At 68.8% G+C, this 13,833-nt stretch carries 12 protein-coding genes; 9 read left to right on the top strand and 3 right to left on the bottom strand.

Features of this window, described 5'->3' with window-relative positions:
- Positions 1-6 precede the first annotated feature (6 nt).
- Both MUN76_RS06420 and MUN76_RS06415 read right to left on the bottom strand, forming a co-directional pair.
- Positions 7-867: a hypothetical protein gene (locus MUN76_RS06420; RefSeq protein WP_244688174.1), complete on the bottom strand. Its 861-nt coding sequence runs from the start codon at positions 865-867 to the stop codon at positions 7-9.
- A gap of 126 nt (positions 868-993) precedes the next feature.
- Positions 994-2,550, bottom strand: a complete 1,557-nt coding sequence (locus tag MUN76_RS06415; RefSeq protein WP_244688173.1) for an aminotransferase class I/II-fold pyridoxal phosphate-dependent enzyme — start codon at positions 2,548-2,550, stop codon at positions 994-996.
- 239 nt (positions 2,551-2,789) lie between these two features.
- Here MUN76_RS06415 and mftD point away from each other — a divergent pair, with 239 nt between their 5' ends.
- Genes mftD through MUN76_RS06395 form a run of 4 tightly spaced genes read left to right on the top strand, consistent with a single transcriptional unit; the run spans position 2,790 to position 8,086 of the window.
- A complete protein-coding gene (gene mftD / locus MUN76_RS06410; protein WP_244688171.1) occupies positions 2,790-3,974 on the top strand; it encodes a pre-mycofactocin synthase MftD in 1,185 nt (394 codons plus the stop codon).
- 30 nt (positions 3,975-4,004) lie between these two features.
- Positions 4,005-5,438 (top strand): GMC family oxidoreductase, encoded by a 1,434-nt coding sequence (locus tag MUN76_RS06405; protein ID WP_244688169.1) that lies wholly within the window; start codon positions 4,005-4,007, stop codon positions 5,436-5,438.
- Positions 5,439-5,468: 30 nt separating this feature from the next.
- A complete protein-coding gene (locus tag MUN76_RS06400; protein ID WP_244688168.1) occupies positions 5,469-6,773 on the top strand; it encodes an aspartate aminotransferase family protein in 1,305 nt (434 codons plus the stop codon).
- A gap of 50 nt (positions 6,774-6,823) precedes the next feature.
- The gene (locus MUN76_RS06395) at positions 6,824-8,086 is read left to right on the top strand and encodes an ABC transporter substrate-binding protein (RefSeq protein WP_244688166.1); all 1,263 of its coding nucleotides are present in this window, start codon (positions 6,824-6,826) and stop codon (positions 8,084-8,086) included.
- A 63-nt stretch (positions 8,087-8,149) separates the two neighbouring features.
- On the opposite strand, the gene MUN76_RS06390 is transcribed toward MUN76_RS06395, so the two are convergent.
- Positions 8,150-9,286, bottom strand: a complete 1,137-nt coding sequence (locus MUN76_RS06390) for an amidohydrolase family protein (RefSeq protein ID WP_244688164.1) — start codon at positions 9,284-9,286, stop codon at positions 8,150-8,152.
- A 263-nt stretch (positions 9,287-9,549) separates the two neighbouring features.
- On the opposite strand from MUN76_RS06390, the gene MUN76_RS06385 reads away from it, so the two are divergent.
- From MUN76_RS06385 to MUN76_RS06365, 5 genes are read left to right on the top strand one after another with little or no spacing between them, the layout of a single operon-like run.
- Positions 9,550-10,272 carry an ABC transporter ATP-binding protein gene (locus tag MUN76_RS06385; protein ID WP_244688162.1) on the top strand — a complete coding sequence of 241 codons (723 nt, stop codon included), beginning with the start codon at positions 9,550-9,552 and terminating at the stop codon, positions 10,270-10,272.
- A 1-nt stretch (position 10,273) separates the two neighbouring features.
- Positions 10,274-11,017, top strand: a complete 744-nt coding sequence (locus MUN76_RS06380) for an ABC transporter ATP-binding protein (RefSeq protein WP_244688160.1) — start codon at positions 10,274-10,276, stop codon at positions 11,015-11,017.
- A gap of 3 nt (positions 11,018-11,020) precedes the next feature.
- Positions 11,021-11,896 (top strand): branched-chain amino acid ABC transporter permease, encoded by an 876-nt coding sequence (locus MUN76_RS06375; RefSeq protein ID WP_244688158.1) that lies wholly within the window; start codon positions 11,021-11,023, stop codon positions 11,894-11,896.
- Positions 11,893-12,939, top strand: a complete 1,047-nt coding sequence (locus MUN76_RS06370) for a branched-chain amino acid ABC transporter permease (RefSeq protein WP_244688156.1) — start codon at positions 11,893-11,895, stop codon at positions 12,937-12,939. The genes MUN76_RS06375 and MUN76_RS06370 overlap by 4 nt, the downstream gene beginning before the upstream one ends.
- A complete protein-coding gene (locus MUN76_RS06365) occupies positions 12,932-13,816 on the top strand; it encodes a MurR/RpiR family transcriptional regulator (RefSeq protein WP_244688154.1) in 885 nt (294 codons plus the stop codon). The genes MUN76_RS06370 and MUN76_RS06365 overlap by 8 nt, the downstream gene beginning before the upstream one ends.
- The last annotated feature ends 17 nt before the right edge of the window (positions 13,817-13,833 follow it).

Below are 13,833 nucleotides of genomic sequence, written 5' to 3'. Positions count from 1 at the left end.
CCGGGATCAGCGGAGGAAGATCTGCGACAGGATGACCGCCGCGACCCCGCCGATCACGAGCAGCACCGTGGCGAAGGTGCCCACCACAACCCAGACGATCCGCGGCACCCGCTTGCGCAGGCGCTGCCCGCCCGCCGCGACCTCGCCCGGGCCGGCGGCGTCGAACCCCAGCCGGGGCGGCTGCGCTCGATCGTCGACGTAGCGATCGGTCTGGTTCCAGGCCAGCCGACCCACGGTCTCGCGGATGTGCGCGAAGCGCTGCCAGGTGGCGAGGGCGTGCAGATCGAATCCGCCGGGTTTCGTCACGATGAGCTGGTCGTCCCGGATCTCGATATCGAGGTCGCCAGTCTCGTCGATGCACAGGGCCATGAGGTCGGGGGTGAAGACGTACAGCGCGTCGCGCTCGTAGCCGGTCGGTACGTAGAGGCGGAAGTGACGGTCGAAGTCACCCTCGAGCGAGAGCACCTGATCGCCCCGGGGTCGGTGCAGGAGACTCGAGAACGGCCCGCGGTCGTTGGACCGTGCGTCGAGGATCATCTGGGGGAGCCGCCGCGGCAGGGTGATCGCCAGGTAGCCGAGCTCGATGCTGCGCTCCGGCGTGGAGACGCTCACCGAGGTGGTGACGGTCCATCCGCCGCGCTGCTCCGTGCGCGAGGCGGATCGGTTGCCGCCGGTGATCCGCCCGGCTTCCCACCCGGGCCCGCTCACCCGATCACGCACGGTGCCGTTCGACGCCTGCTCCCACAGTCCCGCGCCGAGCGCCGGGGGAGCCGCTGTCGGGGTGTACACGAGGCCGTTCGCCTGCGCGAAGGCGGGCAGGCCGTCAGGGGCAGCCAGATACTCGACGCCGGCGATGGGTTCGGGCATGCGGTCCTCCAGTGCTGCGTGCGTCGGGTCGGGCGCGGCACGGGGGTGGGATCGAGCGCGCCGGATCACGTCCAGCCTGTCACGAGCCGCAGACCGGAGCGCGCTCATCCGCTCGCGTGCCGGAACTCAGACCCCGTCGTCGTCGGAGCGGGCGACGACGCGGAAGCGGGACACCGCCGCGTCGAGTGCTCCGCGCACGTAACCGATCGGCGAGGCCGCCACGGCCTGCAGGAACCCGACGGTGGCCGCCGTGATCTCCTCGCCGGGAATGACGTTCGGGATCCCCGGAGGATACGCCGCCAGGGAGTCCGCCGAGATGCGGCCGATGGCCTCGGCCGCATCGACGGTCTCGTGGCGCGCGAAGTAGGCACTGCGCGGGCGCATGGACAGTGGCCCGGGCGACGGCAGCTCGGGAATGGCGAGGGGTGCCCCGTGCTCCGCTGCCGCCGCCGCTGTCGCGTCGGACGCGGCCGCAGCGCGGTCTGCGATGGCGCCGAGCGCCCGCTCGAGCCGCGTGAGGTCGGGGAGTTTGCCGGGCCCGACGAAGACCACGATCGCGTGCACGGTCGAGATCTCGAGGAAGATGCCGAACTCGGAGCCGAGGAGGTCGCGCACCCGGTGGCCGGTGAGCCCGGTGCTCGCGACGTCGATGGAGACACGCAGGGGATCGTGCGCGACGATGTCCGGGAAGGCGCCGAAGCCGTCCGAGATGATCGGGAACCGGCCGTCCGCGCGGAGGCGCTCCCGGAACGCCGAGAGGTGCGCGATCGTGGCGCCGATAGCGTCGGTGCCCTGCGTCAGGGCGTGCCGCGCCACGTCCAGGGAGCCGAGCAGAAGCGCGCTCGCGCTCGTCGACTGGGTGAGCATGTAGGCGCGCTCGAGCAGCGGTTCGAGAGCGTCGGCGTAGGGACCGTCGGAGAGGTGCAGCATGGCCGACTGCGTCAGACTCCCGCCGAGTTTGTGCGTGCTGGAGACGGTGAGGTCGGCCCCCAGTCGCGTGGGCGACTCGGGCAGCTCCGGGTGAAAGCCGAAGTGCGATCCCCAGGCCCCGTCGACGATCAAGGGGACGCCGTGCTCGTGCGCGACTCGGGCGAGCGCTGGGATGTCTGCGACGGCCCCGAAGTAGCTGGGAGAGATGATGTAGACCGCGGCGACCTCCGCACGATCGGCCCGAGCGGCACGGAGCTCGGCGTCGAGCGCCTCAGCGGTGACGCCGTGGTTGATCCCGCGGTCCTGATCGATGCTCGGCAGCACGAACCGGGGCGTGAGATCTCCGATGAGCACGCCGTCGATGAAGCTCGAATGCGCGCTCCGCTGCGCGACGACGGTGCCGCCCATGCCGAGGCTGGCCACCGCGAGCGTCGCCATGCGATTCGCCTGGGATGCGCCGTTCGCGAGGAACCAGGTGCGCCGTGCGCCCCACGCATGTGCGGCGAGGCGCGTCGCCTGCACCAGGGGGGACGCCGGGCCGACGTCGATGCCGTCGATCAGTGGCGGGATGTCCATGGCGAGCGCGCGCTCGCCGCAGAACTCGGCGAGTTCGGCCGCGAGCCCGTCGGTCGTGGCGCCGTGACCCGGGACCATGAGGTTGAGGGTGTCCCGGCGCGCATGGGCGTCGAGGGCGGTGGCGTAGGGGGTCTCGTCCTGGGCAGGGGTGGGGCGGCGGAATTCTGTGGGCGGCATTTCCAACTCCATCGTTGCGATCGGATGCGCCGGTGCGCTCCGAGGTTTATCGATCGTTACATTTCAGATACATTTACTCTAAATGTTCGTCTTGAAATATTCTAACTAATCGTAGATAGTGGTCAATGTACCCCCGAAATCTAACGTGGATTAGATCCGGATCCGAGACGCGGCAGGGTAGCAGGATTCCGGTCCGGCAGTGCCGGGGGAGACCACCAGATCAATGGAGATGGAGCGACATGAAGACTCGAGTCCCGTTCAAGAACCTCGCGGAAGCGGAGCGGATGGCGCAGCGCCGGCTGCCGAAGCCGGTCTGGCTGGCGATCAAAGCGGGGAACGAGCAGGGACTGACGCCTGCCGACAACGAGCAGGCGTTCCGCGAACTCGGGTTCTCACCGACGATCTTCGATCGCCCCACGACCTTCGACATGCGCACCCGGATCCTCGGCGCGGACCTCGACTTCCCGGTCATCGTCTCGCCGGTGGGTGCGCAGGCCGTGCACCCCGGCGGAGAGGTCGCCGCGGCCCGCGCCGCCGAGCGGCACGGCACCGCGATGGGCCTGAGCTCCTGGGCGACCGATCCGCTCGCCGATCTGCTCGAGGTGAACTCGAACGTCTTCTTCCAGCTCTACTGGGTGGGGACGAAGGAGCAGATCGAGAAGCGGGTGCTCGACGCGAAGGAGCAGGGGGCGAAGGCCCTCATCGTGACGCTCGACTGGTCGCACACCCCGCGCCGTGACTGGGGAGTGCCCCCGGCGCCGCCGTCGAAGATCGACCTCAAGACGATGATGCAGTTCGGGCCGTCGATGCTCGCCCGCCCGCGCTACCTCTCGAACTTCCTCCGCAACGGCCGGATCCCGGACGTGAAGGTACCGAACCTGTGGGGTCGCGACAAGACGGACATCCCCACGTTCGGGGTGGGCTGGGCGGAGTTCGAACGGACGCCCGCCCCGACCTGGGACGACATCAAGTGGATCCGTGATCTCTGGGGCGGACAGTTCATGGTGAAGGGGATCAACACGATTCGCGACGCCAAACTGGCGGTCGACCTCGGTGCCGACGCCATCTCCGTCTCGAACCACGGCGGAAACAACATTGACGGCAGCCCGTCGCCGCTGCGCTATCTCCCCTACATCGTGGACGCCGTGGGCGACCAGATCGACGTGATGGCCGACGGCGGTGTGCGCCGCGGATCCGATGTCGTGAAGACCCTCGCCCTCGGTGCCAAGGCGGTGTTCGTCGGTCGGGCGTACCTGTACGGCCTCGCGGTGTCGGGCGAGGAGGGCGTGTACCAGGTGCTCGATATTCTCCGGAACGGCATCCGCGAGACGATGTTCGGCATCGGCAAGAGCTCGATCCACGACCTCAGTCGCGACGACTTGATGGTGATGAACAGCGACTTCTTCGTCCCGCCGACGCAGTAGACGACCGACGAACCGAGTGAGGGAGTGAATATGGGAGAGACGGTCATCATCGTCGGCGCCGGGACCGCCGGGTGCACCGCCGCGGCGCGCCTGTCGGAGGACGCCGACCGGCGGGTGATCCTGCTGGAGGCCGGCCCGGACAACGGGCACGATCCTGCGCTCCAGTCGGTGAACTGGATCGACGCGCTGGGGCATCGCGACGCCTTCTACCCCGATCTGCTCGCCTCGAAGACGGTGGGCGGGGTGGCGAAGCTGTACCAGCGCGGCCGCGGGGTGGGCGGATCGGCCTCGACGAACGCGATGCTGGCGCTCCCGGGGCTGCCGCTCGACTACGACAACTACGCCGAGCGGTACGGCCTGCGCTGGTGGTCGTGGGATCAGGTGCAGCCCTGGTTCGCCCAGCTGAAGCCGACGCTCACCCGCTCCACGGAGTCGGAGCAGACCCCGGTGGACCGCGCTCTGCTGCGCTCGGGAGCCGAACTCGGCCTGCCGGACGCGGTGGACGCCTACACCCCTGAGGACGGCAGCGCGCTGCTCTACCGCACCGCGGATCGGACCGGTCGGAAGTCCTCTCTCGAACTGTGGCTGAATCCCGCGCGGGATCGCCCGAACCTGGAGATCCGCCCCGACAGCCAGGTCGACCGGCTGCTCCTCGACGGCCGGCGCGTCCGCGGCGTGCGGCTCGTGGACGGCACCGAGATCCGGGGCGACAAGGTGATCCTGTGCGCGGGCACCTTCGAGACCCCGTGCATTCTGCTCCGCAGCGGGATCGACCTCCCGGGGATCGGGCAGGGGCTGCAGGATCACCCGGCGGCGTCCATCTACTTCTCCATGAAACCGGAGTTCCGGGATCCCGATCCCGCGCGGCCGTGCATCGGCGCTGTCATGCGGCTCTCCTCGTCGGTCGGCGAGGGTGATCTCCACCTGCTGCCGCTTCACGGCGAGCTCCTCCAGAGCACCCCGCCCGCGCACGGGCTCCTGATGGCGGCCGTGATGCGCACCCGCTCCGCGGGCTCGCTCCGGCTGAACCCCGAGCACCCGTTCGCCCCGCCGCTGGTGGAGGAGCGCATGCTCGACGACGCACAGGACCGCATCGCGATGCGGGAGGCCGTGCAGGCGACCGCGCGGGTGCTCGCCGGGGCGGCGTTCCAGGAGATCATCGAGACCGCGTTCATCGACGAGGTGGGGACCCCGCTGGAAGCGCTCGAGGACGACGCGGTCTACGAGGACTGGCTGTCCAGGTACGTCGGGGACTACTTCCACGCGGTCGGGACGGCACGGATGGGGCGTGAGGACGATCCGATGGCGGTCGTCGACCAGCTCGGTCACGTGCACGGCCTCGAGGACGTGGCGGTGTGGGACGCCTCGATCCTCCCCGAGGTGCCGAGTGCGAATACGCAGCTCCCGGTGGCGATGCTCGCCGAGCGGCTCAGCGCGGCGTACCGCAGCGGCGAACTGGTCTGACTTTTTACGGTGTGAACGAAAGGACTCTCAATGACGAACTCTGTGACTTCGGCCCAGCTCTGGGACGACGCGAAGCGGGTCATCCCGCGCGGTGCCTCCTCCGGGCATCGGATCGGCTGGAACCAGGTCTTCGTGCAGGCCCGGGGCGCCCACCTCTGGGATGAGGAGGGCACCCAGTACCTCGACTTCCTGAACGCGTGGGGGCCGATCATTCTCGGTCACTCCGACGTCCGGGTGAACGAGGCCGTGCTCCGCGCGGTCAACACGTGCGACCTCACGGGCGTCGGCCCGCAGCTCGGGGAGATCGAGCTCGGGCAGACCGTGTGCGAGCTCATGCCGTCCGCCGAGAAGGTCGCGTTCTGCACCTCCGGCACCGACGCCACCATGCACGCCGCACACATCGCGCGGGCCGCAACGGGTCGCCGGAAGCTCCTGAAGTTCCATGGCAGCTACCACGGCTGGAGCGATCACGTCGCGGTCGGCGGAGCGCGCTCGGACCTGACGCGGGAGTCACCGCTCAACACTCCGAACGGCGCCGGGCTCCACCCCGCCGTCGTGGCCGACGTGATCGTCGTCGAGTGGAACGACGCGGCCGGGCTCCGCGCCGCCTTCGACGAGCACGGCTCCGACATCGCGGCAGCGTTCGCCGAGGGGTTCATCCACAGCTACGGCTGCGTCGCACCGGCTCCGGGATTCCTCGAGCTCCTGCGCGAGCTGTGCACCGCGAACGGCACCGTGTTTGTGCTCGACGAGGTGAAGACCGGATTCCGGGCTGCCCTCGGTGGTATCCAGTCGATCAACGGCGTCGTGCCGGATCTGACCGCGTTCGGCAAGGCGATCGCGAACGGCTACTCGCTCGCGGGCCTCGCCGGTAAGGACGAGTTCATGGGGCACCTGGGCGCGTACACGCACGAGGACGTGACGATCGACGGCACCTACAACGCCTCCCCGTACGCGCTCGCCGCGGCGAACGCGACACTCGCGATCATGCGGGAGGAGGACACGATCGCCCGGATCTATGCGCTCGGAGAACGGCTGCGCGACGGGTACCGCCGTGCCATCGCCGACACCGGCGCCGAGGCGGTGGTCACCGGACTCGGCTCCGAGTGGGCCGTCTACTTCCGATCAGAAGCTCCGACCAACTTCCGCGACACGATGGACGTCCACACGGCGCGCTACGCCGCGTACCAGGCACACCTGCTCTCGCAGGGGGTCCTGGAGACGACCTCGCCCACCGGTGATCGCCGACTGAACGCCGCGACCACCGAGGCTGACATCGATCGTGCGATCGAGGCCGCGCACGGCGCGTTCGCCGCGACCACGCAGATCGCGTAGTCCAGGCACCACCCACACCAGGCACCACCACGACAAGAAATGGGAAACCCGTGAATACACAGAAATTCAGGTCGGTCGGGGCCCGCAGCGCAGTTGCTGCCGGCGCCGCCGTCGCCCTCCTGTTCGCCGCCGGCTGCTCCGCCTCGGGCGGAGACGCAGGAGGCGGCGACTCGGACGAGCTCGTCATCGGCTTCGCACTCTCGCAGAGCGGCAACATGGCGGGCTTCGACGCCGAACCCGGTGCCGCGGCCATGCTGGCCGTGGACCAGATCAACGCCGACGGCGGCGTCAACGGCAAGCAGATCCGCGTGATCCAGAAGGACGTGGCCTCGAGCGCCGAAACCGTGGGTGTCGTCGCGCAGGAGTTCCTGCAGGAGGGGGTCGACCTGATCGTCACCCCGTGCGACTTCGATCTCAGCTCGCCCGCGCTGATCGCCGCGCAGACGGCCGAGGTGCCCGCGATCTCGATCTGCGCGGGCGACCCGAAGACCTCCGACCTCACCACCGTCGGCGATTTCAGCTTCACCGCGAATGCCGGCTCGGACGTCGAGGGTTCGACCGCCGCCTCCTGGGCGACCGAGCAGGGCTGGGGCAGTGCGTACGTGCTGCAGGACGAGAGCATCGAGTACACGAAGTCCGCCGGCGCCTACTTCACCGGTGCGTTCGAGGAGCTGGGTGGATCCATCGTCGGCACCGACAGCTTCCCGGGCGGTGACAACGTCGACGTGAGCGCGCAGATCTCGAGCATCAAGTCGCTCGCAGAGGCACCCGACTTCATCTACGTGGCGAGCTGGAACCCCGCCGGCGCGACGGCGATGAAGCAGATCCGCGAGGCCGGGATCGACGTGCCGCTCGTCGGGCCGAACGCTCTCGACGGGCAGACGCTGCTCGACATCCTCGGCGACGCCGGCGACGTCTACTACACCGCCTTTGCATGCTACGAGTACTGCACCGGCGCCGACACGCAGGCCGATCTCGACACCTTCGTCGCGGACTTCACCGAGGCCACCGGGGCGGGCCCGTCGAGCTCGTACTCCCTGCTGGGCTACAACATGATGCTCGCGATCGAGAACGCCCTGGGCGACGCCGACCTCAGCTCGGGCACGTCGATCCGCGACGCCCTGCAGAGCGCCGGCCCCGTCGCCACCCCGATCGGGGAGATGACCTACTTCTCCGACACCTGCCACAAGATCATCGACTTCCCGATGTCGATCGTGAAGGTGGACGGCGGTGCAGCGACGTTCGTCGAGCAGTTCACCGCGACGCTGGTGCCGGATCTCGGCGACGGCAACCCCTGCGCCGCGTCCTCCTGACCGAGGTGCTCGAAGGGGCCCGGGCCGATCGCAGGATCGGTCCGGGCCCCCTCGTCACGCCGCTCAGAGCTGATAGACGCGGCGAGCGTTCTCCGAACTCGTGAGTTCCGCGACGCGGAGCGCTTCGGACTCGCTCCACTCGCCGCGCTCGACGAACTCCCAGAGCGCCCGCGCCAGTCCGTCGCGCCAGAGCTGCGCCCCCAGGAGGTGCAGTTCCGGCAGCCCCCAGGCATCGCTCGAGTACAGGAGCTTTCCGAAGGGTGCGAGCTCCAACCCCTCGCGGATCACCGCGGTCGAGGCCGCGCCCGTGTAGTTGATCGCGAGCCCGAGGTCGAAGTAGACGTTCGGGAAGACCTGCGCCAGGTACCCGGCCTCGCGGTGATAGGGGTAGCAGTGCAGCAGCATGATCGGCGACGCGTCGTCCGGGAGTCGGCGGAGCCACGGCATGAGCAGGGCGGGGTTGCAGCGCGCGAGGTCGAGATCCGCGTCGCCGTACCCCACATGCAGTTGCAGGGGCAGGCCCGTGTCCGCGCCACTCCACAGCAGGAAGCGGAGCAGGTCGGGGTGCGACACCCGGGCCGGTGCGTCGGCGTTCGTGCGCCGCTCGTCGGCGACCGCCGCGATCGCCTCGGCGTCACTCGGCCGCTCGGGATCGACGTCGAATCCGGCGCGGTAGGCGATGACGCTCTTGAATCCGGCGGCGCCGGTGGCCGCAGCCTCGCCGAGCGCTCGACGGAGGGCATCGGGAAAGTCGTGCGCCGCGACGCCGGCATCGATGAGGCGTTCCGCCACCGACTCCAGGCGCACGATCTCGCGGACCTCCTGCGCGCTCAGCGCGGCGAAGTCCGGATTCGAGAGCAGCGATGTCCCGGCGTGCCCGGTATCGATCAGCGAGGTCGACACTCCGCTCGCGTGCAGGAGTCGCGCCGTCGCCTCTCGCCAACCGAGCTCCGCGCGCCGAGCGAGGTACGCGTCGGCCGCGCTGTGGGCGGGCAGGTCGAGCAGCGGTGCGCAGTGGCGCCGCGCCGCGAAGCCGGCCTGCGAGTCGAGGTGGGTCGTGCCGGCCGGTGCCGCGACCGCGCTCTCCGACAGATGCACCTCGAACTCGACGCGTTCGAGATCGCGGGGGAGCACGCTGTGCACGTGGTGGTCGATGAGCGGCAGCGCGTGCACCGCACGCGAGAAGTGTTCGGCATCCATGTGGCCTCCAAGGGGTACGGCAGCGTTGCGCGTGCGTGAGTGAAGCGATAGAAAAATTCAGGTTGTATCAAAAATGTAACGTACGGTACTCTGGTCGAGAAATGTAGTTGTTGTTACATTTACGAACGAATACAGAACTAATGTTACTGCTGATAAGCGGATTACGCCTGCCGGACTCACCCGGCGCGCAGACGGAATGGAGTTCGCATGATGACGTGCGAGGAACGTGGGCATACCCGCCCGCTCCGGCGTGGGGGTGACTGGTGAGCGAGCGCGCGCTGGTTCTCGAACACGGCGGAATGAACTTCGACGGCGTGCACGCGGTCGAGGACGTGAGCCTCCGGCTGGAACCGGGCGAGGTGCTCGGTCTCATCGGGCCGAACGGGTCGGGCAAGACGACCACCCTCAACATGCTGAGCGGCGTGCTCCGGCCGACGGCGGGGCGGATCAGCCTCGATGGCGTCGACGTGACGCGCCGACCGCTCCGGAGCCGGGCTCGGGCGGGCCTCGTCCGGACCTTCCAGAGCGTGAAGGTCTTCGGTCGCCTCACCGTCGCCGAGAACATCGAGGCCGCGGCCCTCGGCGCCGGGATGCGCCGATCCGAGGCCCGCCGTATCACCCTCGAGATCCTCGAGGAGCTGGGGCTCTCGGAGCTCGCCGAGCAGCGGGCCGACGCCGTGCCGGCCGGGCAAGTCCGCAGCGTCGGCATCGCGCGAGCGCTCGCGCTCCGCCCCACCTATCTGCTGCTCGACGAGCCGGCGGCCGGGCAGAACGAGACCGAGGCGATCGAGCTCATCAGGATCATCGCCTCGTTCGCGAAGACCCGCGGCCTCGGAGTCCTGCTCGTCGAGCACGACATGACCGTGGTCATGGGCACCTGCGACCGCCTCCACGTGCTCGACAGCGGCCGCACGGTGGTGACCGGAGAGCCCGAGGCGATCCGGCGCGACCCGAAGGTCATCGAGATCTACTTTGGGAGGGGCTGAGATGACGACGCTCACGGTGCACGACCTGTTCGTGCGATACGGCAAGTCGATCGTCGCGGTGCAGGGTGCCTCGATCGAGGTGCGCGAGGGTGAGATCGTGTCGCTGCTCGGCCAGAACGGCGCCGGCAAGTCGACGATCCTGAAGGTCATCGCCGGACTGCAGCCGCCGCTCTCGGGCGAGGTGTCCTTCGGCGACATCGACCTGCTCCACAAGGGCGCCAACCGGATCGCTGCCGGCATCGCCTACGTGCCCGAGGATCGCGGGGTGTTCGCGTCGCTCAGCGTGGGGGAGAACCTGCGGCTCGGTGCGGTCACGCGCCGGGATCGCGCCGGGGTCGACGCCGACATCGAGATGCAGCTCGAGCGGTTCCCGATCCTCCGCAAGTACTGGAGCCGGGGTGCGAGCCTCCTGTCGGGCGGGGAGCAGCAGCAGCTGTCGATCGCCCGCGCGCTCATGATCCGTCCGAAGCTCCTGCTGCTCGATGAGCCGACCCTGGGGCTCGCGCCCATCATCGTGGATCTCATCTTCGACGTGATCCAGCAGCTGAACGACGAGGGGGTGACGATCCTGCTGGTCGAGCAGAACGCCGTGCGATCGATCGCGATCTCGGACCGCTCCTACGTGGTGCAGGCACCCGGTCGCATCATCGGAAGCGGCACCGCGCAGGAACTGGCGGACAACGCCGCCGTCGTCGACTACCTCGGATTCTCGCCGCTCGGCGCCGATCCCGCGAAGGGGGACTGACCCATGTGGATCCAACTCTTGATCGACATGCTCGGACTCGGAACGTTCTACGCCCTCCTGACCCTCGGGATCGCGCTCCTGTTCGGCATCCTCGGCCTGATGAACTTCGCCTACGGCGAGACCATCATGGCGGCCGCCGTGGTGCTGCTGATGCTGAAGGACTCACCCTGGTGGGTCAGCTGGCCGCTCGCCATCATCGTCGGCATCGTGGTGTCCGTGCTGACCGAGCGGGTCGCCTTCCGATCGCTCCGCGGGGCCGATCCGGTCACCCTGATGATCGCGTCCTTCGCGGTGAGCTCCGCGCTCCAGGCCATCGCGCGTATGACGGCGCTCCCCAAGGTGCAGGGGGTGCCCCCGCAGCCCTTCCTGCAGCAGTCGTTCACCGTGCTCGGTGCCCGCATCAGCATGCTGCAGGTGCTCACTCTGGTGCTCTCGGCGGCGGTGATCGCCCTGCTCGCGATCGTCATGCAGAAGACGAGCCTCGGCATGCAGTTGCGAGCCGCGGCCGAGGACTTCGAGATGGCCAAGGTGCTGGGCGTTCGAGGCTCGTTCGTCATCATGAGCGCGTTTGCGATCACGGGGGCGATCGCCGCCATCTCGGCGATCGTGATCGTGGCCAAGCAGGGCGCCGTCGGTGCCGAGATGGGGCTGCAGCCCCTGCTCATCGGTGTGGTCGGAGCCGTGATCGGCGGCATGCGGAGCCTCAAGGGCGCCGCCCTGGGCGGCCTGCTCCTCGGCATGGCCAGCGTGCTGCTCGAGACGTTCCTGCCGACGGACCTCATCGCCTTCCGCGACGCGTTCCTCTACACCGCCGTCATCGGGGTGCTTGTCATTCGGCCGCAAGGCCTCCTCGCCGGAGTAAAGGTGCGTGTCTCATGACCATGTTTCGTCGTCAACGCAATCGGACGCTCGTCACCGGGGCGATGCTCATCGCCATCGTCGGGCTGATCGCCCTGCTCGGGGCCTTCACGGACCCGATCATCGAGCGGGTCGCGGTCGGGGCGCTCGTCTCCACCGTGGTGGTGCTCGGCATCTCCATCTACTCCGGCAACTCCGGGATCATGTCCTTCGGGCACGTGGCGTTCATGGCCATCGGGGCCTACACCGCGGCCTACTTCACGATCCCGGTCGCGCTGAAGCAGAGCATGTTCGCGGATCTGCCGGAGCCCCTCGCCTTCCTCAGGGACGTCGAGGCGCCCTTCCCCGTGGTCCTCGTCATCGCGGCCGCGGCCGCGGCTGTATTCGCACTGCTGACGGCACCGGCGATGGCGCGACTGAGCGGCCTGCAGTCGGGGATCGCGACGCTCGCTCTACTCGTGATCACGTTCACGGTCATCAACTCCTGGACCGAGGTCACCCGTGGCTCCTCCGCGATGATCGGGATCCCGCGACTCACCACGCCGCTCATCGTGTTCGTGTGCGTGACCGTCGCCATCGTGGTGGCGCTCTGGTACAAGAACAGCCGCAGCGGTCTGCAGCTCCGCGCCTCGCGCGAGGATCCCGAGGCGGCACTCGCCAGCGGGATCGCCGTCGGCCGGCAGCGCGCGATCGCCTGGGTGCTGAGCGCCGCGGTGAGCGGAATGGGCGGGGCGCTGTACGCGGCGTTCCTCACCACGTACTCGTCGCGGACCTTCTTCCTCTCGCTCACGTTCGGCTTCATCGTCATGATCGTGCTGGGCGGCTATCTGTCGACGAGCGGTGCGGTCGTTGGGGCGGTCGCGGTGAGCCTGCTGCAGGAGCTGCTGCGGCGGCTGCAGGACGGTCAGTTCACCGGCGGATTTGCGCTGCCCGGTGGCGTCACGGACCTCGTACTGTCGGCGATCCTTATTCTGGCTTTGATCAAGGCACCGACCGGGCTCATGGGAATTCGTGAGCTCGGACTGCCGACACCCAGAAGAAAGCAGGACCTGGCTCATGAGTGACTCGCCGACCCTCGCGGAATTGCTGAAGAAATCCTACGAGCAGCTGAGCCCCGCGGAGAAGCGCATCTCGCGTGCGCTCCTCGCCGACTATCCCGTCGCGGGCCTCGAGCCCGTGAACCGCCTTGCCGAGCGCGCGAACGTGAGCGCGCCGACGGTGCTGCGGTTGCTGCTGAAGCTCGAGATCGGGTCGTACCCCGACATGCAGAAGCTGCTGCACGGCGAGATCGCCGCGCGGACCTCCTCCCCGGCCGCCATGTACGCCACCTCGAGCACCACCGGGCCCGGCAACGGCGTCATCGAGCAGTCACGCCACGGGATCGAGGCGGGAATCGCCGCGACCTTCGACGGGCTGGCGTTCGAGGACCTCGACGCCATCGTCGAACTGCTCACCAACACCAAGCGGCGGGTGTGGACCACGGGCGGGCGCTTCAGCGGCCTCCTGGCCGAGTACCTGTCGATGCACCTCCGGCACCTGCGCCCGAACGTGACCCACGTGCCGATCGGCGAGCAGGCGCGCACCTTCGCGCTCCTCGACATCACGAGCAAGGACATCGTGGTGGCGTTCGACTACCGGCGCTACCAGGAGCCGACCGTCGCGTTCCTGAAGCAGGCGAAGGCGCAGAAGGCCACCACGATCCTCTTCACCGACCCGTGGTTGTCGCCGGCGTCGAAGCACGCCGACTACCTGCTCTCCAACGCCGTGGCCGCCGCCTCGCCGTTCGACTCGATCACCCCGGGCTTCGCGCTCGTGGAGACGCTCATCGCGTCGCTGGTCGAGGCGATCGGCGGTGACCCCGTGCAGCGACTGCGTCGCTACGACGAGGTCGAGGATCTCCTCTCCCACCCACTCCACCGCGGCTCCGACTCCGCGACCTAACCCTTTCTGAACAGGAC

This window comes from Leucobacter rhizosphaerae (assembly GCF_022919175.1).
Classification (GTDB): domain Bacteria; phylum Actinomycetota; class Actinomycetes; order Actinomycetales; family Microbacteriaceae; genus Leucobacter; species Leucobacter rhizosphaerae.
The sequence above is the reverse complement of the archived record's forward strand: the minus strand, read 5'-3'. Positions and strand labels throughout refer to the sequence as shown.

What these genes read in the sequence shown, in the direction of transcription:
- MUN76_RS06420 (WP_244688174.1), bottom strand. Translation starts at nt 867, where the DNA reads ATGCCCGAACCCATCGCCGGCGTCGAGTATCTGGCTGCCCCTGACGGC.
- MUN76_RS06415 (WP_244688173.1), bottom strand. Translation starts at nt 2,550, where the DNA reads ATGCCGCCCACAGAATTCCGCCGCCCCACCCCTGCCCAGGACGAGACC.
- mftD (WP_244688171.1), top strand. Translation starts at nt 2,790, where the DNA reads ATGAAGACTCGAGTCCCGTTCAAGAACCTCGCGGAAGCGGAGCGGATG.
- MUN76_RS06405 (WP_244688169.1), top strand. Translation starts at nt 4,005, where the DNA reads ATGGGAGAGACGGTCATCATCGTCGGCGCCGGGACCGCCGGGTGCACC.
- MUN76_RS06400 (WP_244688168.1), top strand. Translation starts at nt 5,469, where the DNA reads ATGACGAACTCTGTGACTTCGGCCCAGCTCTGGGACGACGCGAAGCGG.
- MUN76_RS06390 (WP_244688164.1), bottom strand. Translation starts at nt 9,286, where the DNA reads ATGGATGCCGAACACTTCTCGCGTGCGGTGCACGCGCTGCCGCTCATC.
- MUN76_RS06380 (WP_244688160.1), top strand. Translation starts at nt 10,274, where the DNA reads ATGACGACGCTCACGGTGCACGACCTGTTCGTGCGATACGGCAAGTCG.
- MUN76_RS06375 (WP_244688158.1), top strand. Translation starts at nt 11,021, where the DNA reads ATGTGGATCCAACTCTTGATCGACATGCTCGGACTCGGAACGTTCTAC.
- MUN76_RS06370 (WP_244688156.1), top strand. Translation starts at nt 11,893, where the DNA reads ATGACCATGTTTCGTCGTCAACGCAATCGGACGCTCGTCACCGGGGCG.
- MUN76_RS06365 (WP_244688154.1), top strand. Translation starts at nt 12,932, where the DNA reads ATGAGTGACTCGCCGACCCTCGCGGAATTGCTGAAGAAATCCTACGAG.